This window comes from Luteibacter sp. CQ10, assembly GCF_040900725.1.
Classification (GTDB): domain Bacteria; phylum Pseudomonadota; class Gammaproteobacteria; order Xanthomonadales; family Rhodanobacteraceae; genus Luteibacter.
Map to the genome: position 1 here is coordinate 96,368 of NZ_JAEUYM010000007.1, position 23,229 is coordinate 119,596.

General features: G+C 65.7%; 20 protein-coding genes. 8 read left to right on the forward strand and 12 right to left on the reverse strand.

Annotation, left to right across the window (positions count from 1 at the left end):
• Nucleotides 1-20: 20 nt before the first annotated feature.
• The 5 genes from JNG39_RS20575 to JNG39_RS20595 all read right to left on the reverse strand — a co-directional run bounded on the left by JNG39_RS20575 (nt 21) and on the right by JNG39_RS20595 (nt 4,147).
• Nucleotides 21-371: a hypothetical protein gene (locus JNG39_RS20575; protein ID WP_368313826.1), complete on the reverse strand. Its 351-nt coding sequence runs from the start codon at nt 369-371 to the stop codon at nt 21-23.
• A 113-nt stretch (nt 372-484) separates the two neighbouring features.
• Entirely contained in the window at nt 485-1,603 is a 1,119-nt protein-coding gene (locus tag JNG39_RS20580) for a hypothetical protein (protein ID WP_368313827.1), read from the reverse strand.
• Entirely contained in the window at nt 1,600-3,348 is a 1,749-nt protein-coding gene (sctC, locus tag JNG39_RS20585) for a type III secretion system outer membrane ring subunit SctC (protein ID WP_368313828.1), read from the reverse strand. The genes JNG39_RS20580 and sctC overlap by 4 nt, the downstream gene beginning before the upstream one ends.
• Nucleotides 3,345-3,683 (reverse strand): ribbon-helix-helix domain-containing protein, encoded by a 339-nt coding sequence (locus JNG39_RS20590; protein ID WP_368313829.1) that lies wholly within the window; start codon nt 3,681-3,683, stop codon nt 3,345-3,347. The genes sctC and JNG39_RS20590 overlap by 4 nt, the downstream gene beginning before the upstream one ends.
• 161 nt (nt 3,684-3,844) lie before the next feature.
• The gene (locus tag JNG39_RS20595) at nt 3,845-4,147 is read right to left on the reverse strand and encodes a hypothetical protein (RefSeq protein ID WP_368313830.1); all 303 of its coding nucleotides are present in this window, start codon (nt 4,145-4,147) and stop codon (nt 3,845-3,847) included.
• 547 nt (nt 4,148-4,694) lie between these two features.
• Between JNG39_RS20595 and JNG39_RS20600 the strand changes: the two genes are divergently transcribed.
• Nucleotides 4,695-6,761, forward strand: coding sequence for a DUF6543 domain-containing protein (locus JNG39_RS20600; RefSeq protein ID WP_368313831.1), 2,067 nt, complete (start codon nt 4,695-4,697; stop codon nt 6,759-6,761).
• A 49-nt stretch (nt 6,762-6,810) separates the two neighbouring features.
• Here the strand turns inward: JNG39_RS20600 and JNG39_RS20605 are convergent, their stop codons facing one another.
• The 5 genes from JNG39_RS20605 to JNG39_RS20625 all read right to left on the reverse strand — a co-directional run bounded on the left by JNG39_RS20605 (nt 6,811) and on the right by JNG39_RS20625 (nt 13,110).
• Complete coding sequence (locus tag JNG39_RS20605) at nt 6,811-8,106, reverse strand: citrate synthase (RefSeq protein ID WP_368313832.1); 1,296 nt, start codon at nt 8,104-8,106, stop codon at nt 6,811-6,813.
• Between the two features lie 267 nt (nt 8,107-8,373).
• The gene (locus tag JNG39_RS20610; protein ID WP_144916375.1) at nt 8,374-8,619 is read right to left on the reverse strand and encodes a type B 50S ribosomal protein L31; all 246 of its coding nucleotides are present in this window, start codon (nt 8,617-8,619) and stop codon (nt 8,374-8,376) included.
• Between the two features lie 91 nt (nt 8,620-8,710).
• Nucleotides 8,711-9,640, reverse strand: coding sequence for a nucleoside hydrolase (locus tag JNG39_RS20615; RefSeq protein WP_368313833.1), 930 nt, complete (start codon nt 9,638-9,640; stop codon nt 8,711-8,713).
• 49 nt (nt 9,641-9,689) lie between these two features.
• Nucleotides 9,690-12,578 carry a bifunctional [glutamate--ammonia ligase]-adenylyl-L-tyrosine phosphorylase/[glutamate--ammonia-ligase] adenylyltransferase gene (gene glnE, locus JNG39_RS20620; RefSeq protein WP_368313834.1) on the reverse strand — a complete coding sequence of 963 codons (2,889 nt, stop codon included), beginning with the start codon at nt 12,576-12,578 and terminating at the stop codon, nt 9,690-9,692.
• Between the two features lie 76 nt (nt 12,579-12,654).
• Entirely contained in the window at nt 12,655-13,110 is a 456-nt protein-coding gene (locus JNG39_RS20625; protein WP_368313835.1) for a hypothetical protein, read from the reverse strand.
• A 229-nt stretch (nt 13,111-13,339) separates the two neighbouring features.
• Between JNG39_RS20625 and JNG39_RS20630 the strand changes: the two genes are divergently transcribed.
• Together JNG39_RS20630 and JNG39_RS20635 are read left to right on the forward strand one after the other, a co-directional pair.
• Complete coding sequence (locus tag JNG39_RS20630; protein WP_368313836.1) at nt 13,340-15,202, forward strand: LTA synthase family protein; 1,863 nt, start codon at nt 13,340-13,342, stop codon at nt 15,200-15,202.
• A gap of 166 nt (nt 15,203-15,368) precedes the next feature.
• Nucleotides 15,369-16,370, forward strand: coding sequence for a hypothetical protein (locus JNG39_RS20635; protein WP_368313837.1), 1,002 nt, complete (start codon nt 15,369-15,371; stop codon nt 16,368-16,370).
• A gap of 240 nt (nt 16,371-16,610) precedes the next feature.
• Here the strand turns inward: JNG39_RS20635 and groL are convergent, their stop codons facing one another.
• Nucleotides 16,611-18,254, reverse strand: coding sequence for a chaperonin GroEL (gene groL / locus JNG39_RS20640; protein ID WP_144916358.1), 1,644 nt, complete (start codon nt 18,252-18,254; stop codon nt 16,611-16,613).
• 57 nt (nt 18,255-18,311) lie between these two features.
• The gene (gene groES / locus JNG39_RS20645) at nt 18,312-18,605 is read right to left on the reverse strand and encodes a co-chaperone GroES (protein ID WP_144916355.1); all 294 of its coding nucleotides are present in this window, start codon (nt 18,603-18,605) and stop codon (nt 18,312-18,314) included.
• Between the two features lie 186 nt (nt 18,606-18,791).
• On the opposite strand from groES, the gene cutA reads away from it, so the two are divergent.
• The 5 genes from cutA to aroQ all read left to right on the forward strand — a co-directional run bounded on the left by cutA (nt 18,792) and on the right by aroQ (nt 23,196).
• Entirely contained in the window at nt 18,792-19,142 is a 351-nt protein-coding gene (cutA, locus tag JNG39_RS20650; RefSeq protein WP_368313838.1) for a divalent-cation tolerance protein CutA, read from the forward strand.
• 30 nt (nt 19,143-19,172) lie between these two features.
• The gene (locus tag JNG39_RS20655) at nt 19,173-21,416 is read left to right on the forward strand and encodes a protein-disulfide reductase DsbD family protein (RefSeq protein ID WP_368313839.1); all 2,244 of its coding nucleotides are present in this window, start codon (nt 19,173-19,175) and stop codon (nt 21,414-21,416) included.
• Nucleotides 21,416-21,949 (forward strand): TlpA family protein disulfide reductase, encoded by a 534-nt coding sequence (locus tag JNG39_RS20660; RefSeq protein ID WP_368313840.1) that lies wholly within the window; start codon nt 21,416-21,418, stop codon nt 21,947-21,949. Before JNG39_RS20655 ends, JNG39_RS20660 begins: the two co-directional genes overlap by 1 nt.
• Nucleotides 21,950-21,957: 8 nt before the next feature.
• Nucleotides 21,958-22,509, forward strand: a complete 552-nt coding sequence (locus tag JNG39_RS20665; protein ID WP_368313841.1) for a DUF1415 domain-containing protein — start codon at nt 21,958-21,960, stop codon at nt 22,507-22,509.
• 237 nt (nt 22,510-22,746) lie between these two features.
• Nucleotides 22,747-23,196, forward strand: coding sequence for a type II 3-dehydroquinate dehydratase (gene aroQ, locus JNG39_RS20670; RefSeq protein ID WP_368313842.1), 450 nt, complete (start codon nt 22,747-22,749; stop codon nt 23,194-23,196).
• The last annotated feature ends 33 nt before the right edge of the window (nt 23,197-23,229 follow it).

The window sequence follows — 23,229 nt, forward strand, 5'->3', positions numbered from 1 at the left end:
CGATCCGCGCCGACGTGTCGTCAGCGCAGGTTCGTGATGGCTTCCTTCTTGTCCTTGAACATGTTCTTGCTGGTCTCGGCGAGCGAGCTGTAGCTGGTTTGGCTCTGCTGCATGGCCGCGTTGGCGAGGATCGTCTCCGACGGAGTGGAATCCTTCGTCAGGCTTTTCACCTTCGCCATCGCATCCTGGCGAAGGCTATCGGAAATGCTTCCCGCCGCCGCCGCGAATGCCATGTCCGAGATGCCGCCAGCACTGGAGGACGCCGCCGCAGAGAGGCGCGAGCGCTGGTTACGAATGTCCTGCTGACCGAATTCCTTGCCGAGCGAACGATAGATGTCATTCGTCGCCGAAGCGATGGCACTGATCGACATGTGTCACTTACCTTTGCCCAGACGGGCTCTTTGAACCAGGCTCCAATGTAGGGGCTCGGTGCCCGAGGCAGGTGGTACATATTCGTTCAACGCGAAGCTGGGGCCGCCTCTCTTCAGTGGGCATCCCGCGTATTCGACGCACACGTGTCGTCGCCCTCGACGAAACGAAAACGCGCCGAATCGTCGGCAGCCTGGATCTCGATGGCGCAGCGATCGATGCGCCGCAGGGTACCTTCGTTGACGCTGGCACCCTCGAACAGCCGGAACCCGTTGGCATCCACCGCGAAGGGAATCGACCCCGGCGTCAGAAGGACGCTGTATCCCGCTCGCGACCACGGGATGTCGACCCTTGCCGGCGCACGGTTCGTCAGCGCGATGTCCACCTCGGAGATATCCGGAATCTCACGCCTGACGCGCGCGGCCATGCCGCCGAAATCCCATGACGACAGCGTTTTCATGGCCTGGGCTCCGTCGATATCCACCTTCAGCCTGCCCGGCCCGACCGACTTCACGTCCGTGGACACGTAGAACTCCTCCAGGAACAGCGACGCTTGCAGTACCAGTGCATCCATGGGGACGACCTTGATGAAGGTCTTGCCGCGGTCCGCGGCCGCCGCGAGATTGCGCAGGCGATCGAGCTCGCCCTGCGACTCGACGTAACCGGTGTAGGTGGCGATCCCGCTCGCGGGGTCCAGTTCCACCTCAACGAAGGGAAATCGCTCGCGAAGGTAATCCGCCCATGTTCCCTGCCGGTCGATGGTACGGGGGCTACCATTCGAGCCGACGATTGCCACGGCCAATGCGGCACCCAGGAGCAACGGCAGGCACACGACCCACACATGGCGCCGCACGTCCGAAAGCCAGGCACGGAGAAAGCCTTTCCCATCGATCTGACGCAATACGTGTCGCCTCGCGGCCGCCTCGTCCCCTTCGACTACGTCGTTATCCAGCAGGAGGTCGACACCTTTCGCGGACCATCGCGCACCGGCGCATACATCCACGGTTTTTTCCATCGGCAAGTCGATGCCATAGAGCCTGAGCCCTCGCCCACTCAACCGCCAACGCCGCGCGCCGCTCCGCTCGAGTACGAAACTCGACGCATCGATGCCGCCATCGGCGAGGAAAATGCCGTCGTCGATGCCGTTGCCGGCCCGCCACGCGTCATGCGCATCCAGCTCCACCACCGCACCGGCATGAAGGCCGGAAAGTATCCGAAGCCTCCAACCGTTCATCGGCGCTTCGCCTCCACCCTGGCCTCGGGTTTTGCCGAGAACGGCCTTCGGGGCAATGCAAGCCCGGGATCGGACGCTTCGATGGCGTCGATGTCCACGCCATCACGGCGCGATTCGTCCACGATATGCGGCGTGACCAGGAACAATCGCTCCGATCGACCCTTCTGGTGCAAGGTCTTGCGGAACAGGCCACCCATCACGGGCATGTAACGCAAGCCCGGAACACCGGATTGCTGGTGCGTTTCATGCTCGTATCGATATCCGCCGAACATCAGGGTATCGCCGTCGATGACGCGTGCCTCGGTAGAAACGAAGTTGTCCGTGGAAACCGGTAGCCCGTCGACTTCGCCCGCTTGACCGAGTCGCCCGTCACGCACGTCGATCGCAAGCCGAACCTGGCGTCGCGCACTTTCGCCCGGCACGATCTGCGGCGTGATGTCGACCCGAAGGCCTGCCGTGATGGGAAACAGATCGTTCGCGTACGCCCCGGCAACCCGCGCATACGCCGTCGACTGGTTGCCGATCACGGCCGGCACGTTGTCGAGCGTATGGATCGACGGCCGCGACATGATCTTCGCCTTTCCCACCTGCTCCAGCGCTGCCAGCCGCGCCGTCAGCTTCGTCGCCCCACCGCCGATGACACCCTGGAACTGCGCGCCACCCGATCCGAGCGACGGCACCGTCTGGCCGTTCCAGCGATGGCTGCTGATACCCAGGTCGATGCCGAGGTCTCGCAACGCCGCGCTGTCGATGTCGATGATCGCCACATCCAGGCGCACGAGCCGCCCCGGACGGTCCAGCGCCGCGATCGTCTCCTGGTAATAAGCACGCGTCGAAGGCACGTCGTACACCAGCACCGCATTGGTTCGGCGATCGGGTTCGACTCGCGCGCCATCCGTGCGCTGCGCCATGGGTTGCGGCACCGTTTGGACGGGTTCGTTTTCCGAAAGCACGCCGTGCACGCGACGGCGTTCCCTGGATCGGCCCATGCCATCCTTCATGTCGCTTCGCCATGAAGGCGATTCGCCATCGAGCAACGAGCGAAGGATCGTCGCTACGCCAGGAACGACCTGTTCGGTGTCCCCGGCATGCAATACCGTGTCGGCCGCCTGCGCGTGGCTCAGCGGAAATACCATGACGCGGCGACGCTCGATATCGCCGCTCGCGCCCGAGAGGCCATCGGCCGACGCAACACGCCTCGACTCATTTTCGGCGTCGGCATACCCCCTTTCGGCGGCGACCGCTTTCGACACCAGATCGATATAGCGTGACGGCCCGGTCACCAGGAGTGCGCCCCTCGATACACGGATGGGAAAGCGCGCATCCGCCAGCCCCAGGCGACGCAGCGACTGCAATGCCTGGGCGGGTGCAAGCGGCACCGTCTGCACCACTTCGGCACGCGAGTCGCTCGCCGCACTCACGTAGAGAACCGATCCGTCGAAGAACCACACGAGATCGTAGGCATCGACGATGCTCTCGAAGACCCGCCTCGCCGGATCGTTGAAATCGCCCCTTACCTCGCCGCGAACACCGCCGTCGACCACCACCGAGAAGGGCTGCGTCGCGGCGATGTCCAGGAGCATCTGCCGAACAGGCTTTCCCTTAGCGGAGTAGACCATCGACGAGTGCTTCCAAGGCACCTCGACCGCGCTCGAAAGCAAGGGCATGAGACATAGCGCGACGAACACGGCGAAGCGAGAACATCGGCAACATCGATTCGTACCACGGGGAGTGCTTTCGATCATGTCACGATCCCCTGCACGCAGGAGATCACGCCAGGATGAATCTTCACGATCTGCGCTACCGCCACGACGCGTGCCAGCGAGGAAAAATTGCGTACGCCACCGAAACGCAATTGCACTTCACGGTCCAGCTCGGAAAGAATCTTTCCCGGTGAAGCTCCGTGGATCGATGCCGTGTAATCGAGCAAGGACCAGTAAATCCGCTCGAGGCGAATGCAGGTCGACTTTCCGTTCAGGCGCAAGGAGCGGGCGACGGGCTCCGCCAATGCCATGTCGAACCGGTCGAGCGAAAGGACGTCGCGAACGGCGAGCCGTCCAACTACCGATGTATCGTTCATTCAGTCACCAGAGATCGTTCTTGTGAGGTACCAAGGCCATCCTTGCCTCTCAATCCCGTCCCCCGACTGCCCTCCGGCAAACGGAATACTACGATCCCAACGTGATGACCCGGAATGAGGTGAACTCCTAAAATCATCGCGGAATGCCATTCCGCCTCGCGTTACATACCCGGAATCTTCGCTGCGACCGAGCTCACCGCCGATGCGATACTTCCCGCCGCCGATGCGATGGATGAAACGACGTTCTGGATGAAGTCCATGCCTTTTTGGAAGAAGCCCATCCAATCTTTGGGCGTGAGCTTTCCTTCGGCTTCCGCGCTTCCCTGCGGGATGCCTCCGCCCTGACCGAACGACGCGTCTTCCGGCGAGCGGGAGACGATCGATGACTGCGCATCCGTCGCACCGGCAACCGAAGACGCGAAGGACGTCGAGGGCGAAGGCGTGACGGCGGATAACGGATTCATGGTGATAGTCCTCATGTGCGGATGATCGCCACCTGCATCGCGTGTCACGTGCGCAAGTGGTCCACGGCGACCATACCCGCCACGCGTGATCCCGGGTGGTAGATAACGCTGGCCGACGTTCCATCGATGCGGCATGACGTCACTTCGTCGCAGGATCGGAACCTTTCGTCGACCGCCCGGATGGTTCCGCGGTGTCACGACGATCCCACGAGGAAACGCCATCCCGCATTCCGGACGACAGCGGTATGTAACACCCGGAGCCACCCGATCTCGTACACGCTCATCCATGGACAACATGGATCACGCCAATATGCGAGTCGCATCCCCCTTCAGCCGCCCATGGCCTGGCCTCACCGAAGACGAACAACAAGCCACTTCCGGGCATCCGTCACCGGCACCTGCGCCCACGAGACACGCTACCGCCGGGGCGACCGCGAGCCACGCGACGTCCACGGAACCTTCCCATGGGACCGATTCACCTGCCTCGACACAGTTCGCTTTGAACAGGTCCCGACGCCAAAGCGGCACGCAAGAATCGCCATCGTCCATGCCGATGTCGACCACGTCTTCGACTCGATCGATCCATCCGGCGTTCCAGTCAAGCTTCGAAAGCTTCAGAGATAGCGTTCCCAACGTCGACCTCACCGTAGCGAACGAACTCCGGTCGCAATTCAAGGCAAGAGGTATCGACGTCGATCCCGATAAGGCGCACCTGGTGACGTTCGGTCACCGCAATCGCGTGTTGTCGGACAGCCTGACCCTCACCGAGGCGGCCAAGCGGAACATGGGGCGCGCGCCATGGGGCAGCGATCAAATGATATCGTCCGTCAGCGATCCGGATCGCTTCCTCGAAGGACAGCTCCCGCTAGGCGTGGAAGAATTCAAGTCGATCGTATGGAACACGTCGTTTACCGATATCCACGAAAGGTACCTGAACAACTTCTGGGATAAAACGGAAGAGCGGACGCCTCGGATATTGAGCATGTCGTACTTCGAAAGCATGCGGCACAGCCCGCTTTCGGACGAAGGGAGGCAAATGGCCCAGCGTGTCCTGGGGATCGCCGGGCGCGACATGGAAGACATCATGCCGGACGACATCCGGCCGTCGCCCACGGATCCTGGCATGCAGCTCGGCTTCGTCGGCGCATACCACTATGATTCGTCGGACCTGATGTACGCACGGGACACCAGGACGAACCGTTTTCTCCTTTGGCACACGGACAGCACCTCGCCGCTGAGGGAATTCGACAGCCGGTCCGATATGGTGAACTACCTCGCCTCGGTCGACCGAGACAAGCTTGCCACCCATTTCCAGCTCGCGGATCGTCGAAACGGGGGACTTTACCCGGGACTGGATGAGAAACTCGAATACATCGCCAAGGTGAAACCCAGCATCGACCCCTCCACGGGGTCGGAGAAGTACAGCGTCGCTCCCACGAATACCACCACCAGCATCGCCCCGGATATTGCATTCGAGCTTCATGCGATAAAGGGCGACGCCTTCGCCGAAATGGCTCGCCGGATGAAGGACCGGACCTACGCCGACGGCCGCACCGCCATCACCAGCAATAGTGACTACACGAAGCAGTCGGCTCTCGACACCCTCAACGTCGCCTCCCTTGCCCTGCTGCCTCTCGGGATCGTCTATCCACCCTTCGGCGTGGCCCTGGGCGCGATCGCAGGGGCAGCCAACGTCGGCGTCGGCATCGACGATGCGATCAAGGGCGAGCCGGACGGCACGTCGCGGATCATCGCCGGAGGCGTGGACGTGGCGTTCGGCGCGCTGGATGGCTTCGCCGCGCTGAAGGGAGTGAAGGCACCTAAGCTATCCCGGCAAAGTCCAGCTGCCACACCCGCGGCGGCGCGTGGGCGACCCACGCCGACGGCGTCCGGCACGGTAAGCGATGCGCTTCCGTCACACGTCGCGGGATCGGGATCCGGCCCCTCGTCCTCTCCTGCGATTCAGTCCGCGAGGATGGAGTTCGATGATCTGGTCAGGGCCAAAAGTGAGAGCCTCAACGATCCGAGCCGCCCACTCAGCGACACAACCCGTGAACGCTTCCACCGCGAGGTGCTGCCCCTCATTCAAAAATCCAACGCCGAACAGAAACCCCATGTCGTGGATTACATCGAGGCGGGAAGCAAGACATATAACCAGGAACTTCGTTCGGGATCGATCTCCGACGACACACGTGGATTCCTCGACGAGTTCATGTCGCTTTCCGACTATCACGGTCGTTCATACCGCTCGGCGTACGTTACTCCGGAAGCGGTCGAGGCGCTGAAGAGCCCGGAGCCCCGAGCTTTCTCCGACAGGGGCGTACAGTCGGCATCCACCCAACCCATCAACGCGCATGACTGGCACAGGACATGGGCAAACGATGGGGTGCCGTCGACAGACCAGAAAGTCGTGTTCGTGTTCGACGAGAAGGTGCCGCAGAAGAATCTCTCGACCGGATTTCTGGCGGATCACGTCGCGGTCGCCCCAGACACGCCACTCGAAGTCGTCACCACCCGGGAGCACGACGAAACGCTCTTCGTCTACCTCAGGCCGTCGTCGTTGACCGACGTGCACGACCTCTATACGGGCACCCCCCGATCCCTCTCCGTATAGGCATAAAAAAAGCGCCCCGACGAGCGGGGCGCTTTTCTTCATCGGTGCATCAACGCTTGTCGCCGGACACGTAATCGCGAACGTCGGCGCCGGTGTAGATCTGGCGCGGACGGCCGATGCGCGATCCCGGGGTTTCGTGCTGCTCGATCCAATGCGAAATCCAGCCGGACGTGCGGGCGATGGCGAACATCACCGTGAACATCTCGGTCGGGATGCCCAGGGCCTTGTAGATGATGCCCGAATAGAAGTCGACGTTCGGGTAGAGCTTGCGCTCGACGAAGTAGTCGTCCTTCAGCGCGGCTTCTTCCAGCTTCATGGCCACGTCGAGCAGCGGGTCGTTGACGCCCAGCTCCTCGAGCACCTTGTGGCACATCTCGCGGATGATCTTGGCGCGCGGGTCGAAGTTCTTGTACACGCGGTGGCCGAAGCCCATGAGGCGGAACGAGTCGTTCTTGTCCTTCGCGCGCTTGACGGCCGTTTCGACCTTGTCGGCCGAGCCGATTTCCTCGAGCTGCTTGAGCACCGCTTCGTTCGCACCGCCGTGCGCCGGACCCCACAGCGCGGTGATGCCTGCCGCCACCGAAGCGTACGGATTGGCACCGGTGGAACCCACCAGGCGCACCGTGGAGGTGGAGGCGTTCTGCTCGTGGTCGGCGTGCAGGATGAAGAGCAGGTCGAGCGCCTTGGCCACCACCGGGTTCAACTCGAGCGGCTCGCTCGGCACTTCGAACATGGTGTGCAGGAAGCGGGTGACGTATTCGAGGTTGTTGCGCGGATAACGGGTGGGCCAGCCGATCGAATGACGATAGATGGCGGCGGAGATCGTCGGCATCTTCGCGATGAGGCGGATGGCGGCGAGCTTGCGGTCGTCGGGGTTATCGACGTCGAGGTCGTCGTGATAGAACGCCGAGAGCGACGCGATCGACGCGGCCAGCATGGCCATCGGATGCGCGTTGTGGTGGAAGCCCTTCAGGAAGTCCTTGAGGTTCTCGTGCATCATCGAGTGATGCGTGATCTCGTTCTCGAACTTGGTGAACTCGGCCTTGCTCGGCAGCTCGCCGTTGAGCAGCAGGTAGGAGGTTTCGAGGAAGGTCGACTTCTCGGCCAGCTGTTCGATCGGGTAGCCGCGATAAAGCAGCACACCCTTGTCGCCGTCGATATAGGTGATGGCGCTCTTGGTGCTGGCGGTGCTGCCGTAGCCCGGGTCGTAGGTGAAGTAGCCGGTGTCCTTGTAGAGCGTGCCGATGTCGACGCACTCGGCACCGAGCGTACCGCCGATGACGGGCAGTTCGCTGACGGGCTTGTTGGATTCATCGACCAATTTGACGGTTTTGGCGTCGGACACGGCGGTCTCCTCTTCTCTAGCTGATGCTCGCCGTCCCGGAGGTTGGAGCGGCGCGGCGCTGTTGGGAAAACGGCACCTGGGGAAGGCACCGTACCGGCCGCCATGTGCGACCGAAGTTCCCCATTATCGCATAGAGCCGATTCGAACGTCCGTTAGACAAAATTTAATCGCGGACGCAAAAAGACACGGGGCAGGCGCTGGGCCTGCCCCGTGTCCGTCGATCCTCGCGAAACGCCACCCCGCAGGCGGCGCGCGGATGTCGAGGGATTACTTCTTGCCGTAGCGCTGACGGAACTTGTCGACGCGGCCGCCGACGTCGAGCGTCTTCTGCTTGCCCGTGTAGAACGGGTGCGAGTGGCTGGAGATATCGAGCTTGATCACCGGGTATTCGTTACCGTCTTCCCACTTGACGGTTTCCTTGCTGCTCATGGTCGAGCGGGTGAGGAAAGCGAAGTCGGACGAGAGGTCCTGGAAGACCACCGGCTTGTAATTCGGATGGATGTTCTCTTTCATGGTCGTGACTCGACTGATAGCGGGGTGAAAAGAGCGGCATTGTAGCCGGGGACCGGCGACTTGGCAACCAAACAAACGCCGGTACGACGGGCTAAGCCCCCAGCGCCTTGGCGATCATCGCCCCGAACCGGGCTTGGTCGACCTCCAGCACGATCCGCGCGTTCGGCCGGCCGCCCAGGCGATTCTGCCAGTCGACCACGGTGGCGCCACGGGTCAGGCGGCCGTCCAGTTCGATGCCCACGTGACGGGTTTCGGCGCGGGTGACGATGTCCGGGTCCAGCGCCACGGCCATGGCCAGCGCGTCGGCGGCGATGAAGCCCGTGCGTTCGTTGTCGGCGTTGAAGCGCCGGGCCGTCTCGAAGATCCGGCCGAAGAACCGGGCGCGTTCGCCGTCGCCCGCCACCCAGCCCTGGTAGTCGGCGTCGGGGAAGGCATGGCGCACGGTGGCTTCCCAGTCGACCAGGTCGAACCGGGAAAACGCTTCGAAGACCACGTGGGCCGCCTCGGGATCGAAGCCGATGTTGAATTCGGCCGGAATCTTGCCCGTATTGCCATGACCGGTGACGGCACCGCCCATGATCACCAGCCGCTTCACGCGCTCGGGCAACGAGGGGTCGAGCCGCACGGCCAGCGCGAGGTTGGTCAGCGGGCCCAGGGCCACCAGGGTGAGCTCGCCGGGGCGCTCGCGGGTGAGGCGGATGAGCGCCAGCGCGGCATGCTCGGTTTCGGCCGGATGGCGAGGCTCCGGAAAGCCGACGTCGCCGAAGCCGTCTTCACCATGCACGAATGCCGCGTCTTCCTCGGGAGCGCGCACCAGCGGCGAGGGACAGCCCGCGAATACCGGCGTGGCGGCACCGATCAGGTCGACCAAGGTACGCGCGTTGCGGACCGTGTGACCGAGGCCCACGTTGCCGGCGGCGACGGTGAGCGCCGCCACGTCGGTGTGCGCGTGGGCCATCAGGATGGCCAGGGCGTCGTCCACGCCGGGGTCGGTGTCGATCAGCAGGGGAAGTCGGGTCATCGTGAAACCGCCTTGAATCGGCCGGACAGCATAGCGCCGCGCGACGCCTTCAGACAGCCTGCCGCTCGTCGGCCGCAGGCGCGTCGAAGTCAAAGCCCAGCTCGGCCGCGACCCGCGACACGCCCTCGCAGCAGGCATCCAGCTCCGGCGTGCGCATCGCCACACGCGGCCGCAGGTCGAGCGTGCAGGCAAGGCCCGCCTGGAGCAGGTCGGCGTGGGCCAGGTGCAAGGTGTCGGCCTGCTCCTGGGTGAGCAGCCCGACGGTGCGCAGCACGTCGATCAGCGTGCTGCTGGCCGTGGTGTCCAGGATCGTGGGGTGCGTGGCCGCGTGGGCGAGCACCATGCCCTGCAGGATGAATTCGATGTCGATCAGGGCGCCCCTGCCCTGCTTGAGATCGATCCGCGCCTCGTCGGAACGGTCGCGCTCGGCGCGCCAGCGCACACGCATCGCGCTCACCTCGGAACGGACGCGCGTCGCGTCGCGCGGCTGGGCCAGGATGTGGCGGCGAATGTCCGACAACAGGATGCCCACCCGCTCGTCGCCCGCCACCATCCGTGCGCGTTGCAGGGCCTGGTGCTCCCACGTCCACGCGCGGTCGCGCTGGTAGGCCTCGAAGGCATCCACGCTGGCCACCAGCAGGCCCTTGGAGCCGTCGGGGCGCAGCCGCGTGTCGACTTCGTAGAGCTTGCCGGCGTGGGTCTGCACGTCGAGCCAGTGCATCACGCGCTGGGCCAGGCGCTGGTACCAGCGCGTGCCGTCGACGGGACGCGGACCGTCGCTCATGACCTGGGCCCGCCTGCCGTCGTAGACGAAGACGAGGTCGAGATCGGAGGCGAAGCCCAGTTCCTCGCCGCCGAGGCTGCCGTAGCCCAGCACGGCGAAACCGCCGCCGTCTCCCGGCAACCGTCCATGCTGTGCCGCCAGTTCGCGCGTGGCCAGCGCCAGGACGGCACCGACCACCGCCTCGGCCAACCCCGCCAGGCGACGGGCCGTGGCCGTGGCGTCGGCGCGCGCGTCGTTGAACGCGAGGCCGAGTCGGAAGGCGATGCTCGAGCGGAATTCGTTGATGCGCTCGAGCTCACGCTCGGCGTCGCGTTCGTCCAGCGCGCCCAGGGTACGGGCGATCTCGGCCACGATGTCGGCGCGCTTGAGCGGCAGCTGGTCGATGCGCGGGTCGAGCACGTCGTCGAGCAGCAGCGGCTGCGCGATCACGCGTTCGGCGAGGAAGGCGCTGTCGGCGAACACGCCGGCGACACGCCGGCGCGCGTTGGGCTGCTCGTCGAGCAAGGCCAGGTACGACGAGCGGCGCGCCACGGCCTGCACCAGCCGGAGCATGCGCAGCAGGCTCGCGGCGGGCGAAATGCTCGAACGCGCCGCGCCGATCAGTTGCGGCATGAGTCTTTCGAGCCGCTCGGCCGAACGCGCCGACATCGCGCGCACGGACGCGGCATGCGGCAGCTTGCCGAGCGCCTCGGCCACCTCGGCACCAGGCGAGAAACCCGACGCGTCCATGCTGGCCGCCGTCAGCGAGCCGTCGCGCGCATGGGTCCACAGCTCGACGTCGGCCGCGGGCGGCGTGGCGGTGTGTCCCGCATGCGGCACGAGCACGGCGGCGAATTCCGCCGACACGGCCGTGCGATGGGCCGCGAGCTCGCTCTCGAGCGCGTCCCATGAGTCGTAGTCGAGTCCGAGCGCGAGGCGCTCCCGCGTGAGCGCGTCGTCGGGGATATCGTGCGTCTGCGCATCGCGCAGCATCTGCACGCGGTTTTCCAGCCGGCGCAGGAACACGTAGGCCGCGCGAAGCGACTTCGCCCGTCCGGCGGGAATGTAGCCCCTCGATTCACAGGCACGCAGGGCGGGCAGCAGGCCACGCACGCGCAGGGCGGGATCGCGCCCGCCGCGGATCATCTGCGTGAGCTGCACCACGAATTCGATCTCGCGGATGCCGCCCGGGCCGAGCTTGAGGTTGCCGGCCAGGTCCTTGCGCGCCACCTCGGCGTCGATCAGGGCCTTCATCTCGCGCAGACCGGCAAAGGCCGTGTAATCGAGATAGCGGCGATAGACGAAGGGCCTGAGCATGTCCTGCAGTTCACGACCCGCCGTGCGATCGCCCGCCACGGGGCGGGCCTTGATCCATGCGTAGCGTTCCCAGTCGCGGCCTTCGCGCTGGTAGTACTGCTCCATCGCGGAGAACGGCAGGGCAAGGCGACCGGCGTTGCCGAACGGGCGCAGGCGCAGGTCCACCCGCGCGCAGATGCCGTCCACCGTGGGCTCGGCGAGCAGGCGCACCAGCTGGCGCGCTTCACGGATGAAGTATTCGCCGTTGTCGAGCGGCCTCGCGCCGTCGGTTTCGCCGCCGGAGGCATAGGCGAGCACCAGGTCGATGTCGGACGAGAAATTCAGTTCGTTGCCGCCGAGCTTGCCGAAGCCCACCACGACCATGCGCTGCTCGTTGCCCGCGACATCGCGGGGATGGCCATGGCGCGCGCGCAGTGCGCTTTCCGACCAGCGCAGGGCGGCACCGAGCAGGGCCTCGTAGAGCACGCTCGTGGACGAGAGGGTTTCGTCGAGGTCGTCCAGTCCGTTGACGTCGCGGAACACCAGGCGCACCGCCTCGGCGTGGCGGAAGCGGCGCAGCACCCGCATGCAGCCGTCCTCGTCGGCGGGCAGGTCGAGCATGGCACCGCGCGAACCCGCGTCGGCGCTGGCCCGAAGCCGCTCCAGGCCGGCGGGCGCGAGCAGGTCGGGCTGGCGGCGGAAGACGTCGAAGGCGAAGTCCGACGCCATGAGGGTGCGCCGGATGCGTTCGGCGACGCCCGCATCGTCGTAAAGGGGAATCCTGGCCGCGCGGCAGGCCGCCATCACGTCGGCGTAGCGCTGGTCGATGAGGGCGCGAAGTTCCGCACTTTCGCGCCGGGCCGGCTGGGGAGTGGTCATCCCGGCCATTGTGCCTCAACGGAGCGGGCACCCACACGCCCCGAGGGCGGAAGGGCGAACCTTCCGCCCGCCTCCGTCAGCGCTTCACTTCACGCGACAGACGCATGGTCCATGGGCACCACGTCCTGTCAGGCAGGATCTGATCATCCACCGCCCACCAGTGGTCCTCCACGTCTTCGGCGCTGAAGGAGCACTCTTGAAAGGAGGCATCCGCCGGCGGTTGCAGCGTCGCGGGGTCGACATGGAAAGACCAGCCTTCGTTATAAGGCGCCCGGCCGGCCAGCACCTTCGCGACGAAGGGGACGGAGCGCTGTTTTTCGTCGCCGCGCAAGATACGCGTGTACCGGTCCGCCAAGGCGGGATCGCGAACCTCCACGACGAATTCGTTGGGTGAATAGGTCAGCGGGCCGTCATGGGTGATGAATGAAAAATAGCGAGCACCGGCCGCTTCGGCCGCACCGGCTCCGGCCACCAGGGCCGCGGCGAGGACGATACGTGCAGCGGCGGTGCCCAGGATCTTACGTTGGGTCAAGGCAAAGCTCCTTTTCGAGGGTTCGGGTGATCGATCCTGATTCCCCGCGGCCACGTTATCACCGCGTCTCGCGGACGCTGGCGCGCCGGCAGGGGCTTGCGGCCCTTCACACCGTTGGAACATCAGGCCTGCCCGCCGATTCATGTCCGTTCGGTTACAGTCACCATCCCCTCGATGACAGGCTGTCACAGAGACCGCAATGCTCCGAAACGTCTCACCGCACCGTGATATGGCGTCGCGCATCGCCCTTCCCCTGCTGCTGGCGGTGGCGTTCGTGCTGTATACGGGTTTCATGGATGGCAACCCCGGTGTGGCCAGCGCGCAATGGGCCGACCGGCCGTGGCATATGTTCGTCAACGCGTTTCCGGGCCTCCTCACCGCAGCCCTGCTGCTGGTGCTTACCCGGCGCGCTTGGCTATCGTTCGGGCTGGCCTTCGTCGCGCAGGGACTCGTGCTGGCGGTCAGCGCCATCAAGATGAAAAACCTTGGCTCGCCGCTGCTGCCCGCCGACTTTCGCATGGTGGGGCAGCTGAAGAACGGCGGACTGCACCTGCTGGGCAGCTACCTGCCGGCGAGTCCCTTGCCTTACCTCGGCATCGCTGCCGCCATCGCGCTCGTGGTGCTGGCCGCGCGCATCGAGCCGCCGTTGTTCAACCGAAGGACGCATGGCCGCCGCCTCGTCAGCGGGCTTGCTCTGTTCGCCCTGATCGGCACGCTGATGGCCGGCGTCCCCGCGTGGTCGAAGATGTACGACAAGGACCGCCTCGGCATGCAGCCCTGGTCCGCCGCGGCCAACGCGGGTTACAACGGCGTGGTCACCACGATCATGCAGTTCCGCTTGCAGGACGCCGGCAAGAAGCAGAAAGCCGATCCGGACGGCGCCGCGCGTTTCATCGCGAGTACGGACGGCGCCTTGCGCGAACACATGAACGAAGCGGCGACCAACCACCGGCAGACGCCTGACATCGTCGTGGTGCAGAGCGAGTCGTTCTTCGATCCCTCCGTGATCCGCGGGATGGAAGGACAGGACCTGGCTCCCAACCTGCATCGTCTCGCGGCGCACGCGAGCTTCGGCCGGCTGCACGTGCCGACGTTCGGCGGCGGCACCATCCGCACCGAGTTCGAGGTGCTCACGGGCCTGTCGCTGCGCTATTTCCCGACCATGCAGTTCCCCTACCTGCAGATGCATTCGGGCGTGATGCCGGGCATGGTCCGCACATTGCGTTCGCACGGCTACGAGACCATCGCCGTGCACGGCAACGACCCCGGCTTCTGGAATCGCACCAGCGCCTTCAAGTCGCTCGGTTTCGATCGCTTCGTATCGCAGGCCGACTTCCCGAAGGACTTCGCGCGAAGCGGTGAATACATGGCCGATAGCGCCATGACCGACGAGATCATGAGCCAATTGAAGGGCGACGGGCCGCCGCGCTTCGTCTTCGCGATCAGCATGGAGGCGCACGGTCCCTACGACAAATCGCCCAACGTCGATGTCGCGGAACGCGACGCCATCGCGGTGCCCGACGGCCTGAGCGACGCGGCGAAGTTGCAGTTGCGCAATTACGTCTACCACATGCGCCACGCCGATGCGGAACTGGGCCGCCTCGCCGACCTGCTCGCCAAACGCGAGCGCCCCACGCTGCTGTTGTTCTACGGCGACCACCTGCCCGCGTTGACGGAAGCCTACGACAAGCTCGGCTTCGTCGATGGCGGCAACATGCTCTCGCAGACGGTGCCCTACATTCTCGTCGACGCGCACGGCGACGGCCCCGCGCCGCAGCGCGACGACGTGGCCGCATGGATGCTTCCGGGGCGTCTGCTCGAACGTGCAGGCATCCACGACGACCCCTACTTCGCGCTCACCCAGGTGATCGGTCCCCGGCTCGCCGCGCTTACCCATGCTCCGGATGCGCCCGCACCGGCGGAAGACAACGTCGAGAAGGCCACCGACACCTCGATGGGCAACGTCGCGTTGCTGCGCATGAAGCGAAAGCTCGATCCGATCATGGCCCAGTACGCCACGCCCGACATGTCGATGGTCGCCCGCCAACCGGGCAGCGCGGAACACGAAGCCGCCGCCGGCGCCGAGCAGTAAACGGCAAGAACCACGCGAACGCCACGCAGGTCACAGTTCGACGCCTATCCCACCGCTAGCCTCGTTCCTCCACCTCATGCAGGTGGAGGAACACGGGGGCGCGTGCCGACCGGGTCCGGTCGGCACTTCATGGACACTCTTCCACATCAAGGCAGGAGTCGTACGCATGAAGAGGTTCGCTTCACTCGGCAGGGTCGTGGCGCACGCGGGCATCATGGCGGCCATGTTCTCCCTAGCGATCGCGGCGCACGCCGCCGAATCGCAAGATCTTTCGACATCCATGCAACTCACCCGGGTCGGCAGCCTACCGACGTCGGCGAAGCCGTCGGGCATTCCGGACGACTACGTCGTTACGCCCAACGGCTATTTCTCGCCCGATTGCGTGGCCACGGTGCACGAAGGCGACCAGGTGCAAACCGACGGCGTCATCCATCGAGCCTCCGGCGCCGTCGAACGGGCGCCGGTCTGCACCAAGGCCAACTTCACGCTGCAAGGCCAGCGCATCGAGGCGAATGGACGCCATACGTTCACGAACACGCCGCCGCCGGAGCAGAGCGGCTGGGTCCAGGCGGCCAACTACACCAGCAGCAAGCCGATCGGACGCATCGTCGCGACATGGACGGTGCCGACCGCGCCGTCGACCAAGAGCAACCAGGTGATCTATTTTTTCCCCGGTCTGGAACAACTGCCCACCGTGCAGTCGATCCTGCAACCGGTTCTGGGCTGGAACGGCTATAACGACAAGGCATGGACCCTGGCGAGCTGGAACTGCTGCGTGGACGGCACCACCTTCCACAGCGATCCGGTGCCGGCGAAGGCCGGCGACGTCGTGGTCGGCGACACCTATTCCACCTGCGCGGCCGGACAAGCATGCTCGACGTGGAAGATCGACTCGCGCAACACCACCACGGGTCGCACCTCGACGCTCACCACCAATCCCTATGCCGACCTGACCTGGGTGTTCGGTGGCGTGCTGGAGGTGTACAGCGTGGCGACGTGCGGCCAATACCCGGGCGGGCCGATCACCTTCAGCAACATCCAGGTGTACGACCGCAACAACACGCGCGTTTCCAATCCACCGTGGCAGGGAAGCGATACGTCGGGGATCAATCCGCAGTGCGGGTATGGGTTGAGCACGACGGCGACCAGCGCGACGATTTCGTACTGAAGGATCGTCGAGACGCTTTCGCCTCCTCGGACGACAGGCGCTGTTCCTGCGTGCGCAGGAATGACGTGAGGTTGTTTTGTGCGCAACCGTCGATCTCGTAGCTCGTCGTTCCTGTGCACGCAGGAACCCGGCGCCTCGGCTATGAGCGAGCGACACCGCCCCATCGGCTTTCACGACAAAAAAAAGAGCCCTGCTTTCGCAGGGCTCCTTCGTTTGCGACGAACGCAAGGAAAGCCGGACTTAGAAGTCCATGCCACCCATGCCGCCCATGCCGCCCGGGGCACCGTGGGCGTGGCCTTCGTCCTTCTTCGGCACTTCGGTGACGGCGGCCTCGGTCGTGATGATCGAGCCGGCCACCGAGGCGGCGAACTGCAGGGCCGAGCGCGTGACCTTGGTCGGATCGAGGATGCCGAACTGGATCATGTCGCCGAACTCGCCGTTCGCGGCGTTGTAACCGAAGTTACCGCTGCCTTCCTTTACCTTGTTCACCACGACCGAGGCTTCTTCGCCGGCATTGGTGACGATGGCGCGCAGCGGGGCTTCGAGCGTGCGACGCGTGATCGCGATGCCGAGGTCCTGGTCCTGGTTGGCGCCCTTGAGGCCTTCCAGCGCCTTGAGCGCGCGGATCAGGGCGACGCCGCCGCCCGGGACCACGCCTTCCTCGACGGCCGCACGGGTAGCGTGCAGGGCGTCTTCGACGCGGGCCTTCTTTTCCTTCATCTCGACTTCCGTCGCGGCGCCGACCTTGATGACGGCCACGCCGCCGGCCAGCTTCGCCACGCGCTCCTGCAGCTTCTCGCGATCGTAGTCCGACGAGGTCTCTTCGATCTGCGCCTTGATCTGGCCGATGCGCGACTGGATCTTCTCGGCTTCACCCGCACCATCGATGATGGTGGTGTTTTCCTTGGTGATCACCACGCGCTTGGCGCGGCCGAGGTCGTTGATGGTGGCCTTGTCGAGCTGCAGGCCCACTTCCTCGGAGATCACGACGCCGTTGGTGAGGATGGCGATGTCTTCGAGGATGGCCTTGCGGCGGTCACCGAAGCCCGGCGCCTTCACGGCGGCGACCTTCACGATGCCGCGGATGGTGTTGACCACGAGGGTGGCCAGCGCTTCGCCTTCCACTTCCTCGGCCACGATCAGCAACGGCTTGCCCGCCTTGGCGACGGCTTCGAGGGCCGGCAGCAGCTCGCGGACGTTGGAGATCTTCTTGTCGTGGATGAGGATGAACGGGTCGTCCAGCTCAACCTGCTGCGACTGCTGGTTGTTGATGAAGTACGGCGAGAGGTAGCCGCGGTCGAACTGCATGCCCTCGACCACGTCGAGTTCGTTCTCGAGACCCGAACCCTCTTCGACCGTGATCACGCCTTCCTTGCCGACCTTCTTCATCGCATTGGCGATGATGTCGCCGATGTTGGCATCGGAGTTGGCCGAGATCGTGCCGACCTGGGCGATGGCCTTGTCGTCGGCGGTGGGCTTGGAGAGGCTCTTCAGCTCGCCGACGGCGGCCACGACGGCCTGGTCGATGCCGCGCTTGAGGTCCATCGGGTTGATGCCGGCGGCCACGGCCTTGAGGCCTTCCTGGATGAACGCCTGGGCGAGGACGGTCGCCGTCGTGGTGCCGTCGCCGGCCACGTCGGAGGTCTTCGAGGCGGCTTCCTTCACGATCTGGGCGCCGATGTTCTCGTACTTGTCGGCGAGTTCGATTTCCTTCGCGACCGAGACGCCGTCCTTGGTAACGGTCGGGGTGCCGAAGCTCTTCTCGAGCACGACGTTGCGGCCCTTGGGACCGAGGGTAACCTTGACGGCGTTGGCCAGGGTGTTCACGCCCTTGAGCATGCGTGCGCGGACGTCTTCGCCGAAGCGGACTTCTTTAGCTGCCATGAGAACGAATCCTTAGTAATGCGTTGAATGGGGATTGAGGCGTCAGGCGAGCGAAGCTCAGCCCTCGAGGATCGCCACGATGTCGTCTTCCTTCAGGAAGACCAGCTCTTCGCCGTCGACCTTGATCTCCTGGCCGGCATACTTGCCGAACAGGACGACGTCGCCTTCCTTCACGCCCATGGCGCGGACGGTGCCGCTGGCCAGGGTCAGGCCGGTACCAGCGGCGATCACCTTGCCGCGGGTGGGCTTCTCGGTGGCGCTGTCGGGAATGACGATGCCGCCGGCGGAAACGCGCTCTTCTTCGAGGCGCTTGACGATGACGCGATCATGCAACGGCTTCAGCTTGCTCATGACTACTCCAAGCAGGTGGTTGATGGAAAAGGAAAAAGTTACACCCTGTTAGCACTTGGCCGGGGTGAGTGCCAGAATTCTGCCAAAGCCCGTCCCGAAACGTAAAGGCCCTGGCGCTGACCGACAGATGGCGCCGCGGCGGAACGGTTCAAGGGCTGGCGGTTCAAAAATTCCGAGTAATCGTCCATGACCGATACGAACTGCCTCGTCGTCCTCGTCGCCTGCCCCGCGGGCGACGCCGCCGACACCCTCGCCCGGAGCATCGTCGAATCCGGCCTGGCGGCCTGCGTGAACCGACTGCCCGGCGTACGGTCCACCTATCGCTGGCGGGGCGAGGTCACTTGTGACGAGGAGGCCCTGCTCATGGCCAAGACCACGCGCGAGGCCTACCCGGCGCTGGCGGAGTTCGTGGCCAGTCGCCATCCCTATGAGGTACCCGAAATCGTGGCGCTGCCCGTGGTGGCGGGCCACGCCCCGTACCTCGATTGGGTGGAAAGCAACGTCGACGTAAGCCACGCGGCACTCACCCGGTCATAATCACCGACGCCCCCGATCCACGGAGCCACCATGTCGTCGTTTGCCCGCTTCGCGCGGAACCTGGCCGCCACGGCCACCCTGATGCTCTTCGCCCTGCCGGCCTTCGCGCAGAGCGACGACGACCTCTTGCCGGTCACCGAGGCCTTCCACCTCACGTCCGACCCCAGCCAGCCGGGCACGGTGAAGCTGCACTGGCGCATCGCGCCGGACTACTACCTCTACCGGGGCCGGATCAAGATCAAGGCGGCCGATCCGTCGGCGGTGACGTTGGGCCAGCCTGCCTTGCCCAACGGTATCAAGAAGCACGACGAATACCTCGGCGACGTGGAGATCTACCACGGCGACATCGAAGCCACCGTGCCCTACACGCTCGCCGATGCCGCCAACAAGACGCTCGCCCTCGACGTGCAGTACCAGGGCTGCCACGAGGTGGAGCCGAAGATCTGCTACCCGCCGAACACCGAGCACCTGAAGCTCACCGTCGGTGGCGCATCCACCATCCCGACCTCGCCCGCCGCACCTTCGGCAACGGCTGCCGCGCCGCCGGCCGACGGTGCGTCGCTGCTCGGCGCGCCCACTGCCGCCCCCGGTACCGAGGGCGCCGCCCTGCCGGCCGACCAGGCTTTCCGCTTCGAGGCGCTGGCGAAGGACGGCAAGACGCTCGTACTGCGCTGGACGATGCCGAAGGACTACTACCTCTATCGCGACAAGACGCAAATCACGGTGACCTCGCCGTCGGGCGTCTCCGCCGGCGAGCCCGACTGGCCCAGCGGCATCGCGCACCACGACGAACACTTCGGCGACACCATCGTCTATTTCGACCAGGTCGAGGTGCCGGTGGCCCTGAAGGGCGTCGGCGACGCGGCGAAAAAGGTCGAGCTCGACGTGGCCTACCAGGGCTGTCTCGAGAACGGCATCTGCTACCCGGTGATGACCCGCCACCTGAGTGCCGACCTCGGCAGCGGTGCGGTCCAGATCGGCTCACCCGCGGAATCGGCGCCGAAGGACGCGCCCGCCGAGGTGGCGCCCACGCCTCCGCCGGCCGGCCTCGAGCCCGCCGACGAGGCCAAGGTCGGCATCGTCGCGGCGATCGGCCTCGCCCTGCTCGGCGGCCTCGTGCTCAATCTCATGCCCTGCGTGCTGCCGGTGCTTTCGCTGAAGGCGATCACCGTGCTGGAAAGCGGCGAGAGCCCGGGCGCCGCGCGCCGTCATGCCCTGTGGTACACCGCCGGCGTGCTGGTGGCCTTCGCCGCGCTGGGCCTGGTGGTGGTGGGCATCCGCGCTGCCGGCCATGGCGTGCAGTGGGGCGCCCAGTTCCAGCAACCCGTGGCCGTGGGCCTGCTGGTCTACGTGATGCTCGCCGTGGGCCTGTCGATGTCCGGCGTGTTCGAGATCGGCGGTTCGCTGGGCAACATCGGCAACGGGCTCGCCTCGCGCTCGGGCCCCTCCGGCGACTTCTTCACCGGCGTGCTCGCCGTGGTGGTGGCCAGCCCCTGCACCGCGCCGTTCATGGGTTCGGCCATCGCGTTCGCCTTCGCCGCCCCGATCGGCGTGGCCTTCCTGATCTTCCTCGCACTTGGCCTTGGCCTGGCCCTGCCCTTCCTGCTGATCGGCTTCGTACCCGCGGTGGCGCGCCTGCTGCCTCGTCCGGGACGCTGGATGGAAACACTCAAGCAGGCGCTCGCCTTCCCCATGTACCTCACGGCCGTCTGGCTGCTGTGGGTGCTGACCAAGCAGCGCGGCGCCGACGCCTCGGCGCTGGTGCTGGCCGGTGGCGTGCTGCTGGCCATGGCGCTGTGGTGGTATGGACGCCGTCGCGGCGGCCTGTCGTGGATCTTCAGCGCCGCGCTCGCGGCCGGTGCGGCGTTCGCGCTGTGGACGGTGCACGGGCTGCCGGCGCAGGCCGCGTCGGCCACCACCGCCGCCGACGGCTCGGTGCCGTACTCACCGGCGAAGCTCGCCGAACTGCGCGCGGCCGGTACGCCGGTGCTGGTCGACATGACCGCCGACTGGTGCATCACCTGCAAGGCCAACGAGCGCGCCGTGCTCGACACCCAGGCCTTCCGCGACCTGCTCAAGAAGACCGGCACCGTCTACATGAAGGGCGACTGGACCGACGTGAACGCCACCATCGGCGCCTTCCTCGAGCAGTATCACTCGGTGGGCGTGCCGCTCTACGTGGTGTACCCGAAGGGCGGCGGCGACGGGCGCAAGCTCTCCACGGTGCTCACCTACGACCGCGTCGAGCAGGCCCTGGCCGCCGCCACGCATTGATGACGCGCGGCCCGACGTTCTGGATCGTAGGGCTCGCGGTGGCCGCGGCCGCCGCGGGCCTGTGGGTGGAGCACCGCCGCCTGCACCCACCGCCGCCGCAAGGCGTGACCGTGGCCGACGTGGGCGACCTGGCCGCCGATGCCACCTTCCTGAGCCTGGACGGCAAGGCTCGCCGCCTGTCCGACTGGCGCGGCAAGCGCGTGCTGCTCAACTTCTGGGCGAGTTGGTGCGCGCCCTGCCGTCGAGAGATGCCGTTGCTCAGCCAGGCCTACGATCGCCATCGCGACCGGGACGTGGCCGTGGTCGGCGTGGCCGAGGACACCGCCGCGGGCGTGCGCGGCTATCTCGCCAACAGCCCCGTGGATTACCCGGTGGTGATCGCGGATGCGGACGCGCCCGGCGGCTCGCTGTCGTTCGGCAATACGCTGCGGGTGCTGCCGTACAGCGTGCTGATCGGCGAAGATGGTCGCATCCTGCGCCGCAAGGTCGGCACCTTCACCGCCACCGAGCTCGACGACTGGCTCGGCCCCTGAGAGTTTCCATGGACACCCAGCCCACCCACGACGAGGCCATCGACGCGACGCGCCTCTGGCTCGAGCGCGCCGTGATCGGCCTCAACCTGTGCCCGTTCGCCAAGGCCGTGCAACGTAAGGGACAGGTGCGTTACGTGGTCAGCGATGCCGACCAGCCGTTGCAGCTGCATGCCGACCTGGTGCGCGAACTCGAATTCCTGCGCGACGCCGATCCGGAGGCCGTGGATACGACGTTGCTGATCCACCCGCGCGTACTGGCCGACTTCGAGGATTTCAACGAATTCCTCGAGGTGGCCGACGACACCGTGGCCGATCTCGACCTGGAGGGCGAGATCCAGGTGGCGAGCTTCCATCCCGATTTCCAGTTCGAGGGCACGGCCCCCGACGACATCACCAACTACACCAACCGCTCGCCCTTCCCCACCCTGCACCTGCTGCGCGAGGCCAGCATCGACAAGGCCGTGGCGGCCTTTCCGGAGGCGTCGGCGATCTTCGAGGCGAACATGGCGACGCTGGACAAGCTGGGGCATGAGGGATGGCGGAAGCTGTTCGAGCCTTGAAGCGTCCGCTTTGCGGGGTTCGCCGATGCGATCGGCTCCCACCCCTTCGGTAGCGAATCTCCTACCGAAGGGTGGGAGCCGATCGCATCGGCGAATCAGGCCTCCACCATACGGTACCGTCTGGAAATTCACGATCTCCAGCGAACTGCGTCGAACGTCACCGAACTGGACAACCTCGCCGGACAGGCGCACACTGCGCGGCGTTCCGGAATCCCGGACCCACGGCACAGGTGAACAGTGGCCAGGATCCTCGTCCTGCACGGACCCAACCTCAACCTCCTCGGCGTGCGCGAGCCGTCGGTCTACGGTCACGAGACCCTGGCCGACATCAACGCGACGCTATCGGCCCGTGCCCAGGCGGCCGGCCACGACCTGAGCTGGTTCCAGTCCAACGCCGAGCACGAGCTGATCGCCCGCATCCACCAGGCGCGCGATGAAGGCACGGCATGGATCCTCTTCAATCCGGCCGCGTTCACCCACACCTCCGTGGCTATCCGCGATGCGCTGGCCGGCGTGGCGATCCCGTTCATCGAGATCCACCTGTCCAACCCGCACGCGCGTGAGGCGTTCCGCCACCATTCCTATATGTCCGATCTCGCCGCCGGCGTGATCTGCGGTTTCGGCGGCGACAGCTACCGCCTGGCGCTCGAAGCCACCCTGCTGCGGCTGACCGTCCCGTCCGCCTGATTCGATTTGGAGGCGCCCCGGGGGGCGCCCGTC

Bases quoted from the DNA above. Each gene is read 5' to 3' on its own strand.
- JNG39_RS20575 (WP_368313826.1), bottom strand. From the start codon at position 371: ATGTCGATCAGTGCCATCGCTTCGGCGACGAATGACATCTATCGTTCG.
- JNG39_RS20580 (WP_368313827.1), bottom strand. From the start codon at position 1,603: ATGAACGGTTGGAGGCTTCGGATACTTTCCGGCCTTCATGCCGGTGCG.
- sctC (WP_368313828.1), bottom strand. From the start codon at position 3,348: ATGATCGAAAGCACTCCCCGTGGTACGAATCGATGTTGCCGATGTTCT.
- JNG39_RS20590 (WP_368313829.1), bottom strand. From the start codon at position 3,683: ATGAACGATACATCGGTAGTTGGACGGCTCGCCGTTCGCGACGTCCTT.
- JNG39_RS20595 (WP_368313830.1), bottom strand. From the start codon at position 4,147: ATGAATCCGTTATCCGCCGTCACGCCTTCGCCCTCGACGTCCTTCGCG.
- JNG39_RS20600 (WP_368313831.1), top strand. From the start codon at position 4,695: ATGCCGATGTCGACCACGTCTTCGACTCGATCGATCCATCCGGCGTTC.
- JNG39_RS20610 (WP_144916375.1), bottom strand. From the start codon at position 8,619: ATGAAAGAGAACATCCATCCGAATTACAAGCCGGTGGTCTTCCAGGAC.
- JNG39_RS20615 (WP_368313833.1), bottom strand. From the start codon at position 9,640: ATGACCCGACTTCCCCTGCTGATCGACACCGACCCCGGCGTGGACGAC.
- glnE (WP_368313834.1), bottom strand. From the start codon at position 12,578: ATGACCACTCCCCAGCCGGCCCGGCGCGAAAGTGCGGAACTTCGCGCC.
- JNG39_RS20630 (WP_368313836.1), top strand. From the start codon at position 13,340: ATGGCGTCGCGCATCGCCCTTCCCCTGCTGCTGGCGGTGGCGTTCGTG.
- JNG39_RS20635 (WP_368313837.1), top strand. From the start codon at position 15,369: ATGAAGAGGTTCGCTTCACTCGGCAGGGTCGTGGCGCACGCGGGCATC.
- groL (WP_144916358.1), bottom strand. From the start codon at position 18,254: ATGGCAGCTAAAGAAGTCCGCTTCGGCGAAGACGTCCGCGCACGCATG.
- groES (WP_144916355.1), bottom strand. From the start codon at position 18,605: ATGAGCAAGCTGAAGCCGTTGCATGATCGCGTCATCGTCAAGCGCCTC.
- cutA (WP_368313838.1), top strand. From the start codon at position 18,792: ATGACCGATACGAACTGCCTCGTCGTCCTCGTCGCCTGCCCCGCGGGC.
- JNG39_RS20655 (WP_368313839.1), top strand. From the start codon at position 19,173: ATGTCGTCGTTTGCCCGCTTCGCGCGGAACCTGGCCGCCACGGCCACC.
- JNG39_RS20660 (WP_368313840.1), top strand. From the start codon at position 21,416: ATGACGCGCGGCCCGACGTTCTGGATCGTAGGGCTCGCGGTGGCCGCG.
- JNG39_RS20665 (WP_368313841.1), top strand. From the start codon at position 21,958: ATGGACACCCAGCCCACCCACGACGAGGCCATCGACGCGACGCGCCTC.